At 59.7% G+C, this 11,448-nt stretch carries 10 protein-coding genes; 6 read left to right on the top strand and 4 right to left on the bottom strand.

Annotation, left to right across the window (positions count from 1 at the left end):
- The gene (locus tag Pyrde_RS07205) at positions 1-258 is read left to right on the top strand and encodes a hypothetical protein (RefSeq protein ID WP_055409470.1); all 258 of its coding nucleotides are present in this window, start codon (positions 1-3) and stop codon (positions 256-258) included.
- Positions 259-323: 65 nt separating this feature from the next.
- Here the strand turns inward: Pyrde_RS07205 and Pyrde_RS07200 are convergent, their stop codons facing one another.
- Positions 324-1,973, bottom strand: coding sequence for a WD40 repeat domain-containing protein (locus tag Pyrde_RS07200; RefSeq protein ID WP_055409467.1), 1,650 nt, complete (start codon positions 1,971-1,973; stop codon positions 324-326).
- A 97-nt stretch (positions 1,974-2,070) separates the two neighbouring features.
- Between Pyrde_RS07200 and Pyrde_RS10940 the strand changes: the two genes are divergently transcribed.
- The 3 genes from Pyrde_RS10940 to Pyrde_RS07185 are packed head-to-tail and all read left to right on the top strand — an operon-like array spanning position 2,071 to position 7,994.
- Positions 2,071-4,461 carry a cobaltochelatase subunit CobN gene (locus Pyrde_RS10940; protein WP_055409465.1) on the top strand — a complete coding sequence of 797 codons (2,391 nt, stop codon included), beginning with the start codon at positions 2,071-2,073 and terminating at the stop codon, positions 4,459-4,461.
- 4 nt (positions 4,462-4,465) lie between these two features.
- Positions 4,466-6,001, top strand: a complete 1,536-nt coding sequence (locus Pyrde_RS10935; RefSeq protein WP_055409463.1) for a cobaltochelatase subunit CobN — start codon at positions 4,466-4,468, stop codon at positions 5,999-6,001.
- Positions 5,991-7,994, top strand: a complete 2,004-nt coding sequence (locus tag Pyrde_RS07185) for an ATP-binding protein (RefSeq protein WP_055409461.1) — start codon at positions 5,991-5,993, stop codon at positions 7,992-7,994. Before Pyrde_RS10935 ends, Pyrde_RS07185 begins: the two co-directional genes overlap by 11 nt.
- Here Pyrde_RS07185 and Pyrde_RS07180 read toward each other — a convergent pair.
- Both Pyrde_RS07180 and Pyrde_RS07175 read right to left on the bottom strand, forming a co-directional pair.
- Entirely contained in the window at positions 7,991-8,230 is a 240-nt protein-coding gene (locus Pyrde_RS07180; protein WP_055409459.1) for a hypothetical protein, read from the bottom strand. The two genes, Pyrde_RS07185 and Pyrde_RS07180, sit on opposite strands and share 4 nt — an antisense overlap.
- 51 nt (positions 8,231-8,281) lie before the next feature.
- Complete coding sequence (locus Pyrde_RS07175) at positions 8,282-9,115, bottom strand: SAM hydrolase/SAM-dependent halogenase family protein (protein ID WP_231656706.1); 834 nt, start codon at positions 9,113-9,115, stop codon at positions 8,282-8,284.
- A gap of 333 nt (positions 9,116-9,448) precedes the next feature.
- Between Pyrde_RS07175 and Pyrde_RS07170 the strand changes: the two genes are divergently transcribed.
- Positions 9,449-9,697 carry an AbrB/MazE/SpoVT family DNA-binding domain-containing protein gene (locus Pyrde_RS07170; protein WP_055409455.1) on the top strand — a complete coding sequence of 83 codons (249 nt, stop codon included), beginning with the start codon at positions 9,449-9,451 and terminating at the stop codon, positions 9,695-9,697.
- Entirely contained in the window at positions 9,664-10,128 is a 465-nt protein-coding gene (locus Pyrde_RS07165) for a type II toxin-antitoxin system VapC family toxin (protein ID WP_156328032.1), read from the top strand. The genes Pyrde_RS07170 and Pyrde_RS07165 overlap by 34 nt, the downstream gene beginning before the upstream one ends.
- 171 nt (positions 10,129-10,299) lie before the next feature.
- On the opposite strand, the gene Pyrde_RS07160 is transcribed toward Pyrde_RS07165, so the two are convergent.
- The gene (locus Pyrde_RS07160; protein ID WP_055410847.1) at positions 10,300-11,286 is read right to left on the bottom strand and encodes an N-glycosylase/DNA lyase; all 987 of its coding nucleotides are present in this window, start codon (positions 11,284-11,286) and stop codon (positions 10,300-10,302) included.
- Positions 11,287-11,448: the final 162 nt, after the last annotated feature.

Below are 11,448 nucleotides of genomic sequence, written 5' to 3'. Positions count from 1 at the left end.
TTGAAGCGGGCCAGAGAGGCTCTCGAGGCGAGCATCGCCGTCAACCACGATGCTAATCTGGTACTCAACGGGCTTACCCGTTTTCGACTCTACGATCAGCCAGAAGAGGTAGCGGCCCGGAAGAGGGAGCTCGAGGGAGCTGTTGTACCGATGCTGCTGACCCAGTGGAAGCTCGACGGCTATGTCGACTTGGGGGCTACAGCTGTGGGCATGGGCGTATACAGGGACCGGGATAATGGAGGTGGCGAGAAGTACTAGCAAAAATACTGTGACGCGAGTGGACTGGGCCAAGCCGTCCTCATCCCCAGGAAAATGGCCTGATTCTAGTCTATCCCGTAGATGAGGATACGGTAGTCGCCGATGAATACGGGACTGTCAGCAGTACCGGCGTTAACTGGGTATGTTATGGCTACTACTCTGGCGCCGTCTGGGCTTATACCGCCGCCGATGACGACGCCGCTATCAGCAGGAGGTTTGATGGTCAGCGCTAGCGCTTCGCCGCTCCTCACAGCGTTGATGTCTGTGAGGTTCAGTATGTAGATGCCCGTGTAGATTGTGCTTCTAGCTACGTAGTCGTGGCCTACAGGGACTGCGAGTAGACCATGCTCTGGGGAGTAGCTGGCCCAGTTCTCGTAGCTCGGCTTGCCCCTCAAGGGGTACTTTGCGATGAATGCTAGTCCTCCGTCGCGCCACTCGTATATGAATATCGAGTTCGCGTCAGGATGATTGATGGTTGGTTTAGCGCTCTTACCGGCAGCCGTTACTCCGTATGTATTGCTAGTCCTCACGAGCAGCAATGTGTGACCGGTAGGCGTCTTTACTACCCTGTTGTAGCCGCTAAAGGCGTAGACATAGCCCTCCTCGGTGGTGTTAGCCTTCCTGGGGAGCACGAGCGCGGGCAGCGGGGATGTCACGTCGACCTCTTCTACCGTATTGAGGCTCGGTGCCTCTAGCACATAGAGCCTACCATCGTCTAGGACGTAGGCTATGTGCTTCTCGTCGAGCCAGTCTACGCCGCTCCAGCTACCAGCCCAGCGGAAGGGGCTACGGGTACCTGGGTCAAAGCTGGCGACAAGGCTGCCGGATGTAGTATCTAGTAGAAGGAGGACACCGCCCTTCCACTGCTCCCCCTTGTAGTACCATGTGGCTGCGGCGAGGTAGTGGCCGTCGGGGCTCAGCTTTATCTCGGGCACCATTGTGTCTATGAAGCCTTCCCTGGGGTACCTCCAGACGAGGCTCCCATCCCTAGCGTCAAAGCAGTATATGGCACATATCTTCCCGTACTTCGGCTTCTTCACAGTCCGGCAAGCAGAGGCGTATACTTTACCGTCGCTGTACTCTATACTGTAGATCGTGGGCCAGTAGTACCTCGGCTGGCTGGGGTCGCTGGTGCCGAGCTCGCTGCTAGTCTTGTAGCTCCAGAGCTGCTCGCCGGTAGAGGCGTCGAGGGCTACCAGGGTGCCTTCGATGCTGTTCTCTCCAACGAAGAGTATCTTGCCGTCGCTACTCCAGGCTAGTGAACGGATGTAACCACTCCCTGTCTCAAACCTCCACAGCTCCTCGCCGTAAATCGTGTAGACGCGGACTTCGCTAACGGGTTTGTCCTCCACGTACCTCGTGACGGTTACGGCGAACATGCTAGAGTCGGGGGAGAAGACTACCAGAGTGTATGGTGCATGGCTCCTCCACGTATCTACTTGTACGAAGCTGCTGGGTGGGAGTGAGCTTCTGTCAGCCACCAGTATGTCCGCTACGAGTTCGGGCCGGAATAGGCGCGTCTTTACGACTTCTCGGATCGAGGTGACTGTTTCCGTTACTGCCTTTGTCTCGGTGACAGTACTCGTTACAGTGACCGTCCCAGCTGTACTAGTTGAGGGTACTCCAGCCCTGGAAGTGTTGGCCACTACGTAGCCCATAGCTACGCCTACAGCGAGTACGATGACCAGTATTGTGGCAAGCTTCGGGGCCTCCATGGTGTCTCCCAGGTGTACCCGAGGCGGCTACGCTGCAAGTATTTAAACGTGTGCACTTTCCGGAAGTGTACGGTGCACCAAGAGGAGGGCGCACTGGTTGACGCTTGTAACGCTGATAATCGGCTACCATAGCCCGGTAATAGCTCTGCTACGTAAGCTCAAGTCAAGGCTAGGCGGCGCTGGCCAGTTCGTTCAGATACTCTCCCCCGATACAGCGCCAAGCTACGTAGAGGCGATACGTAGGTCCAAGGTGGTATTCCTTTACACTCATACGCTCCCAGAAGAAGTTGAGAAGGCTATAGCCGAGTCCAGTGCACAGCTCATAGTGTCTGCATCGGAGAACTACGCACACCTAGCCCGCGGGAGCCAAGAAGCAGCATCCACGGTCATAATGTACTTCAAGGCAGGAGGCGAAGAGAACATCCACAGTCTCCTCCTCTACCTCTTATACCTGGCAGGCATAGTCGAAGAGGAGCCTCCGCCCCCAGAGGAGCTACCCTGGCACGGTGTATGGCACCCAAGGCTCGGAGTATACGAGGACGTAGACGAATATCTACGCAGCTACGGCATGGCCGGCCGCCCTCTCGTTGGTATACTCTACTACCGCAGCCTATGGTTGTACGGCAACCGTAAGCCCCTCGAAGCGCTCATAGAGGCGCTGGAAGCGGAGGGGCTGGGTGTAATCCCGGTCTTCACGACAGGTTATAGGAACGAGTTGACCGGTGAGCCGAGCGCCGAGGACACTATACGTCGTTTCTTCCTCGGGCCTTGGGGGCCCCGGATAGACGCGCTCATAGACATGCTTAGCTTCTTCCTCCTAGACCACGGAAGATATAGTCGCATGAGCGTCAACGACAGGTTTAGGGTGGCTCATGGGGTCGAGCTGCTCCAGCGCCTAGGAGTCCCCGTGTTCAAGCCTATCCGCGAGTTCTACCAGGACGAGAACGAGTGGCTGTCGAATCCTCAAGGCGTTAGCTACCTCACGCAGGTATACGAGGTCGTGATGCCTGAGGTTGATGGCGCAATAGAGCCCATACTGGCTAGTACCTCTGTTAGGGTTGAGGACTACAAGCTCTACAAGCCCTACCACCCCCATATGAGGCTCGTAGCTAGGAGGGTGAAGCGCTGGGTAGCCCTCCGCAGGAAGAAGCCGGGCGAGCGACGAGTAGCCATAGTGCTCAACAACCCGCCGTGCCGGCAAGTCGAGGCCTCCATAGGGATGGGCCTTGGGCTAGACGCGCCAGAGAGTGTGGCCCGGCTCCTAGTCCGGCTCCGCAGCCTAGGCTACGATCTCGGCAGCGACAGGCTCCCCACTAACGGCCAGGAGCTCGTAGAGCTCATGCTCCAGAAGAGGGCTACGAGCGAGTTTCGCTGGACACCAGTAGAGGAGATCGTCCGGCGAGGCGGCTACGTAGGCATGGTGGACCTAGAGACTTACATGGAATGGTTCATGGAGCTCCCGGAGCAGGCTCGTCGTGAGATGCTAAAGTGGTGGGGTGACCCCCGCGACATACTGTCCGGCAAGGTCCAGCGCATATTCGCCGGCGCAGTCTACGACGGCAAGTTCGTCATACCCGGGCTACGCTTCGGCAACGTAGTCGTGATGCCCCAGCCCAAGTTCGGCTGCGCCGGCGCAGCATGCGACGGGAGGGTCTGTAAGATACTCCATAACCCGCGTATACCGCCTCCCCACCAGTGGCTAGCCGCATACAGGTGGGTAACCCGGGTCTTCCGCGCCGACCTCATACTACACGTCGGGACCCATGGAACCCTCGAGTTCCGGCCCGGCAAGGGCGTGGGGCTGTCGCCAAGCTGCTGGCCCGAAATAAGTATAGACGATGTTCCCTTCCTCTACATCTACGTCGTGTCGAACCCCATGGAGGGTGTTATAGCTAAGAGGAGGGGCTACAGCGTCATAGTGGATCACGTCCACCCGCCCTTCATGAAGGCTGATGCTGCTCTCGAGGAGCTCGATAGGCTACTCGAGGAGTATAGCCGAGCCAGGAGCCTCGGCGAGGAGGCGCGTGCAAAGATAGTGTACGAGCAGATACTCGAGGAGGCGCGTAAACGCGGCCTCGACGTGGGGCAGGGGAGCCCCGAGAGGACCGTTGACCGGCTCCACGATCTCCTCACGGCTGTACGGGCTAGCGCTGTCGAGAACGGGCTCCACGTCTTCGGTGAGACCCCTAGTGAGCCTAGGAAGCTCGCAGAGCATGTAGCAGCGGTAATGGCTTCTGATACGGGTGAGTGGGTGTCGATAGAGAGGGCTGTAGCTGACATACTAGGCGTAGACTATGACAGCATCCTAGTAGAACCAAGCGGGTTCTGCAAGAGGCTCGGCGTCAGCAACAGGAAGGCCCGGGAAGTACTCCACCGAATAGCCGTTAAGACGCTTGAGAAGCTCATATCCATGGGAGTTGAGCCCGAGAAACTCACGCCCGAGCTCCTGCAAGGCATTGTTGTTGATTCTGCGCGGGAGGGGGCATAAGGCCTTGAAGCCAGAGACTCTAGAGGCTTTCAGGAAGGCGCTTGTACTCGCAAGGCTCTATAGAAGTAGCGGCCGCCACGAAATGGAGGGGTTGCTTACTGGCCTCTCGGGCGGCTACGTCGAGCCAGGTCCCTCAGGCTCGCTGACCCGCGGCAAGATAGACGTGCTCCCGACGGGCCGGAACTTCTACGCAGTGGACCCTACTGGTGTCCCGACCCGGGCGGCCTGGAGGCTCGGAGTCGAGACTGCTAGGCAACTCCTCGAAGAGGCCCGGAGGAGGCTAGGCCGCTATCCGGAGACTGTGGGGGAGGTTCTCTGGAGTATAGACGCCTATAAGGCTGACGGTGAGCAGCTTGCCCGAATACTCTACCTGCTTGGTGTCCGGCCAGTCTGGGATGCTAGTGGCAGGGTGAGAGGCGTAGAGGTCATACCGCTCCGGGAGCTGGGGCGGCCAAGGATAGACGTGACTGTGCGTATAAGCGGTATTGTCCGTGACACACTGCCCAACTACATAAGCCTGATAGACGAGGCAGTGGAGAAGGTTGTAGCGCTGGATGAGCCTCCTGAGCTGAACTATCCGCGCCGCCACTACCTCGAGTTCCTCGAGAAGCTCCGCGAGAGTGGCGCAACAGAGGACGAGGCAAGGGAGCTAGCACGTGTACGTGTGTGGAGCGCCCCGCCGGGCGCCTATGGTGCCGGGGTGAACTACGCGATATTCGCATCTGCGTGGCGTAGCGAGGAGGACCTGGCTAGGACGTGGCTCCAGTGGAGCGCCCACCCCTATACCCGGAGGCTACGAGGAGAGACTTCGCCCGCGGCGGCTAGGGCGCTGGTTCTCCAAGCCTCTAGGATAGACGTAGTAGCTAGGAACCATATGAGCGATGAGCATGATCCCATCAATTGCTGCTGTTACTTTGCCTACCAGGGCGGTATGCACGTCCTCGTCAAGACTGTTAGGGGACGTGACCCGCTAAACTTCGTCATGGATACCCGCGAGCCCCTCCGCCCCCGGCTCCGGGAGATGCGGGACGAGCTATTGCGGGTCGCCTACGCCAAGATTCTGAACCCCCGCTGGATCGAGGCCATGAAGAGGCATGGCTATCGCGGCGCAGCCGAGGCTATGAAGAAGATACAGAACCTCTACGGGTGGCACGCGACGACCCGAGCGGTCCCGGACAAGGTATGGGACCAGATAACACTGACGTACCTGGGCGACGAGGATAACCGGAGGTGGTTGAGGGAGAACAACCCCTATGCGCTCGAGGAGATAACCCGCCGCCTCCTCGAGGCGGCCGAGAGAGGGCTATGGAGGCCCAGCCCCGAGGCCCTCAGGGTGCTCCAGAGGGCGCGGATCGAGGTCGAGTCGCTCCTGGAGGGCGAGTTCTCCTCCGGTATGGCCCAGGCCGGTGAGGTTTGGGTCTACACGAGCAGCGACGTCCCCGCCTGGACGGAGGCTAGCCGGGCAGCCGGAGAGGCACTCAAGTGGATACGCACATCACTCAAGCTAGCCCGGAAGGTGAGCGGAACGCATGGACGCTAGGCGGGCTAGGAGGATATACTTCCCGTTCACCGCTATAGTCGGGATGGAGAAGGCTAAGACGGCGCTACTAGCAGCAGCAGTAGACCCCGGTATAGGCGGCGTACTGCTAGTAGGCGATAAGGGCACGGGGAAGACCACGCTCGTCCGCAGCCTAGCCCAGGTCTTGCCGGAGATACCTGTTGTCAAGGGGTGCCCCTACGGCTGCAACCCCTTCGATCCCAGGGAGATGTGCGACACCCACTACGAGGCCTGGCTACGTGGTGAGAAGCCGGAGATAGAATGGAGGCCTATGAGGGTCATAGACCTGCCACTAAGCATAAGCGTTGATAGGCTCGTCGGGAGCATCGATGTCGAGGCCGCGCTGCGAGAGGGCCGCGTCGTCTTCAAGCCTGGGCTGCTGGCAGAGGCTAACCGGAATATACTCTACATAGACGAGGTTAACCTCCTCGACGACTACATAGCCGACATTATACTGGACGCCGCGGCCACCGGCTGGAACACCGTGGAGAGGGAAGGGTTCTCGGTCCGGCACCCAGCTCGCTTCATACTAGTCGGCAGCATGAACCCGGAAGAGGGCGAGCTAAGGCCTCAGCTCCTAGACCGTTTCGGCCTCTACGTAGAGGTCATGGCCTCCCAGGACCCGGAGGAGAGGATGCTGATAGTAGAGAGGGTCGAGGAGTTCCACCGTGACCCGATAGGCTTTATGAAGCGGTTCGAGGAGAGCGAGGAGAAGCTACGCCAGAGGATAATCCGGGCTCGCGAGCTACTGTCGAGGGTTGAGATGCCGCGGAGCCTCCTACGCCTCATAGCAGAGACCGTGGTCAAGCTCGGGATAAGAACCCATAGGGCCGAGATAACAGTCGTACGCACGGCCAGGGCTCTAGCAGCACTAGACGGCCGCGAGAGAGTATCGCTCGACGACGTCAAGAGGGCTATGGAGCTAGCGCTGCCGCATAGGCTACGTTCACACCCCTTCGAGAACCCTGAGCAAAAGCTGCAGAAGCTCCTCCAACAACTAGACCAGCTCCATGTGGAAGACAAGCCAGAGCCCCAGGGCAGTAGAAGCGCCGAGGCAGGGGCACAGCACGGCGGCGAGCAAGTGGCTGCCAGCGGCACAGGGGGAGGCGGCAATAGCGGCGGAGAGCCAGGCGGGGGCGCTGAGATAGGTGGTGGGGGAGCATCGTCCAGCATGAGGCCTCTAGCCCGGCTCGGCGACGTTAATGCCGAGCCCCAGGCCTCATTGTTCCCGATGTCTCCGCCGAGCAGACTGGGAGGCAAACGGCGAAGCCTAGGGCATGGAAGGCGCAGCTACCGGCTACGCCCCGGTGCACAAGGATACCCTGTAGACTCTATGCCGCCCCTCCGCGGGCTAGAAGCATGGGATGTAGACCTCTATGCGACTCTCCGTGCGGCACTACAGCGCGGAGCTGCAAAACCGACTCACTGGGATGTCCGGGTTAGGCTGCGGCGTGAGAAGCCTCAGAGCCTACACATAATCCTGCTAGATGCCAGTGGCAGCATGTACGCTGAGAATCGGCTCGCTGCGGCGAAGGCTATAGCCGAGGGACTAGCCCGTAGCAGCTACGTTGAGCGAGCCTGGCCAGCCCTCATAGCCTTCCAGGGCAGCAGCGCCCAGACGATAGTACAGCCTACACGCAGCTATAGAAGACTCATAGAAGCTATAGACGGCATAGCTGTAGGGGGTTCTACTCCGCTCCCCGCGGCACTACTAGAGGCGGCCAGGCTGGCTCGGCTATTCCGGCTAAAGAGGCCGGGTGCACGTATCGTGCTCCACCTGGTCACCGATGGCAGGGCCAACGTACCCCTATCGGATAGCATCGAGGACGACCTTGTGGCCCTTGCGGCAGAGCTACGCCGGCTAGGGGTAGAAGCAGTCATATACGACACGAAGAGTGCTAAGAGCATGAGGCTGCTAGACTATACGGGCCTGCTAGCAAGGCTGCTAAAAGCCCGCGTAGTCTCCGCCGGCTAGCCATTCTTTATCTCGAGCAGCTTCTCGACATCCTTTCTTCTGAAGTAGAAGTAGTAGCCCTCCGGCGCCTCCACGACTATCTCCTCGAAGGTCTTTAGCTCCTCTAGGAGTTCCCGGGGTAGGTCTGCTAGGCTGAAGCCCCGCCCGCCGCGTATACGTAGCCGGCCATCCTCTGGTGCAGCTTCTAGCCCGAGGCCCCGGAGCTTCTCCAGGAGGCCGTCTATACTGCCTGCCACGTCTCCTCGCCTCGGCTGTCCCCGCCCCGGTACCCGGGGGTTTGCTGGGCTCTAAGGCTTCTCCTTGGCCTGGACTGGGCGCATTACCACCCGGCTGCCCACCTGGAGCCCAAGCTCCTCCGCGGCGCTGCCCAGGTTTACTGCTAGCTCCGGGAACCCGAGGCTGTTCATGTAGAATACTAGCTCGCCGGGTTCAGCGTGGCTGAAGACTGGTAGGCAGCGGGCTCTTCTCTTCCTCTTCCCCGATACAACCTCTACCTCGCCCCAGCGGCAGAGCGTGTTGAGGCAGCCCCGTTCCAGGCCGAGCGCTGCGTTCCCGAACCGGTCTATGTAGACCACCTCAGCCTCTATTTCCTCCTCGGTCCCACTGCATTGCTTGCGGAGGCTGAGCTTCACCAGCTCCCCGGGCTCCATGGGGCTCCCTAGGGCCTCTATCCCGACTCCGAGAGCTAGCAGCGCAGCAGCAGGGGAGAAGATGTCGCGGCCGTGGAAGCTCATGGAGACGGGCTTCCGGTAAACGGCCTCGTTGTCGAGCACGTGGACGCGGAGTATCCCGTCCTCAGCTGCGGCTGGGTAGAGGAGCCCGTTATCTGGGCCAACGAAGTAGTAGTTCCGAGTCTCTATTGCGACCGGCTTCCTCTCGGTCCCCACGCCCGGGTCTACCACGGCTAGGAACACGGTGCCGGGCGGGTAGTACCGGTAGCTCGTATAGAGCACGTAGGCCCCCGAGATCACGCTAAACACGGCAATATCGTGTGTTAGATCAATTACTCTTATCCTCCCCATGCCGATCGACTCTATTACACCCTTGACTATCCCCACGTAGGGATCACGCCACCCAAAATCACTCATGTAGACTACCAGCCCGCGGCCTCGCGGAGCCAACCCCCAGAGCACCAGCCGTAGCAGCACCCGTGTCAGCACTTTATGCAGCCTGCGGGGAGGCCTAGAGCCGGGGCAACACTCCTGCTTCGGCATACCATTGGAGGCAGTAGCCCAGCCTCCTGGCAAGCCTGGGTACAGATACTGGTGTGTAGCGGACTCCAGAGGGCATCAGCGCCAGGGGACGATATTGTCGCAACGAAGACACGCGATACGGCACAAAGGACTCACGCCAAGTGCGGCATAGCGGTACCTGGTGCCCCTAGCTGGGGCCGTGGAGCTCCCCGGGTCAAACCTATATGGAGGACCCTATAGTCTAACCTATCGGTGCGACCAGTGGGCCTAGTTGTCCGCGTAGGCAGGAAAGGGGTCATAGTGCTGCCTAAGGCGGTACGGGAGGCCCTACACCTCGTGGAGGGCTCTTTACTAGAAGTGGAGACCAGGGATGGAGAGATAGTGCTCCGGCCCCTAGATCTCTGGGAGCGTGTCTGGGGCTGCTGCAGAGGCTCGGCAGAAGCAGCCGAGGAGGAACTCGATGGAGAGGAGGAGGCGTGGTGGAGGAAGAGAAGCCTAGAAAGGTCATAGTAGACACCTACGTGCTCCTAGCAATGGCTTTCGGGGAGTTGGGCGAAAAAGCGTCACAGCTACTCCAAGACGTTAGGAGAGGACGTATAGTGGGGCTGCTACCGGTGACAGTGGCTTACGAGTATATCGTCCACTGGCGTAGAGGCAGGATACCCGTCCTTACGTCGCTAGAGGAGGTCGTGACCTTCCTAACCCGGTACTTCAGGGTAGAGAACCTGGACCTAATCGACTGGGTGAAAGCGGCCGAGATAAAGCATAAGGGGGACAGTCTACTCCGTGATGCGGAGGACCCTGGTCTGAAGAGAAGGAGGCTAAGCATAGTAGACTCAACAGTGATAGTGCTAGCGCAGAAGCATAGAGCGCCTATAGCCACGGGTGATAGGGACCTAGCCTACGTGGCCTCAAAGCTGGGAATAACAATAGCATGGTAAACCCTAGCTTACACCCTTCTTGGTGCAGTGCATCATGAAGCTGACACACCACATGCAATACGAGCATGGGGTATATACTGTGGGCCTCGGTAAGGCCAGGACTCGTCATCGCCCGGGGTCGCAGGGCTACAGTGGTAGCCAAAGAGCTGGTCCTCACCGGCCCCGTAGGGGCTAGTACCACCAGGTGTTTAGGAACCTATGCTCCTCCAATGGTCTCCTCAGACCCAGCCCTGTAGGGCACACATTGCGGAAGATACACTCGCCCTGGCTACACATTTCGTGGCCCTGGCAGCCTGTGCAGCGCGGCCTGTCGTGTATGCAGAGCTTCCTCCCCATGGTCCAGAGGAGGTCGTCGAGGATAAACTCGTCTACGCCTGCGTACCGGGCTACTAGATGCCAGGCCTCCCGTACCGCTGTGCGGATTAGTACGTCCTCCCAGGGCGTCGTATCCGTCTGCTCCTCGACCTTTCTCTGTAGGCTGGGCTCGAGCTCCACTAGGCCCAGACGGAGAGCTATACGGGTGAGATGATTGTCCACGGGGACCCTCTTGTTCCACGGGTCACGTATCTCTAGCAGCCCCCGCCTCTCCAGGAACTTGGCGAGCAGCATCGGCTTCTTCTCCACCGGGTCACCGTAGGCCTCGAAGACCCTTAGCCTCTCCACTAGCCCCGGGCCTGCGGGGTCCCAGGTGTGGAGCATCCCTCTACTCTCCTCTAGGAGCCTGGTGGCGCTGCCCCCGTAGAGCCTCTGGAGCTTAGAGCCCAGGTCACGGAGTAGCGCTGTCCTCGCCTCGGGGTCCGGCGGGCAAACGTTGCCCACGCATAACCAGCGCTTCACATCCTCGACGGTCACTCGTGCTAGCCTCTCGGGGCTATAGAAGCCCGGGTCGCGGTCTAGCATCAGTCGGCCAAGCCTGTAGAGGAGATCAGCGCCGTGGAACCTCTCCCCCTCAACCACCGCCTCGTAGGGGCGGCCAGGCCTCGAGAGACGGTGATCCATAGCCACCATGACGAGGAAATACCGCGCCACAGTCTCCGGGTCGCTGCCCACGTCGGGGTAGTAGCGCGGGTCCGTAAACGCATCGGGCCTGTAGCTGCCCACAGCCCGCATTATGGCCACCGCTACGCGGGCCGCCTGCTCCTCGACAATCCTCGGCAAGGCGCCTACACCATCCCCCGGGAGGCCGCCGGGGGCCAAAGCCTATTAGGCCTAAGCCCCGGAGAAGCAGTGTAACGTTAATACATGCTGAAAAGCTATAGACCATGCATAATATAAATTGATCCCCGGTCTATATCTCGATACATGTTATAGCCCCTACGC

It is taken from the genome of Pyrodictium delaneyi (genome assembly GCF_001412615.1).
GTDB lineage: Archaea > Thermoproteota > Thermoprotei_A > Sulfolobales > Pyrodictiaceae > Pyrodictium > Pyrodictium delaneyi.
The sequence above is the reverse complement of the archived record's forward strand: the minus strand, read 5'-3'. Positions and strand labels throughout refer to the sequence as shown.

Excerpts from the sequence above, each read along its gene's own strand:
- Pyrde_RS07200 (WP_055409467.1), bottom strand. The coding sequence starts at position 1,973 with ATGGAGGCCCCGAAGCTTGCCACAATACTGGTCATCGTACTCGCTGTA.
- Pyrde_RS07185 (WP_055409461.1), top strand. The coding sequence starts at position 5,991 with ATGGACGCTAGGCGGGCTAGGAGGATATACTTCCCGTTCACCGCTATA.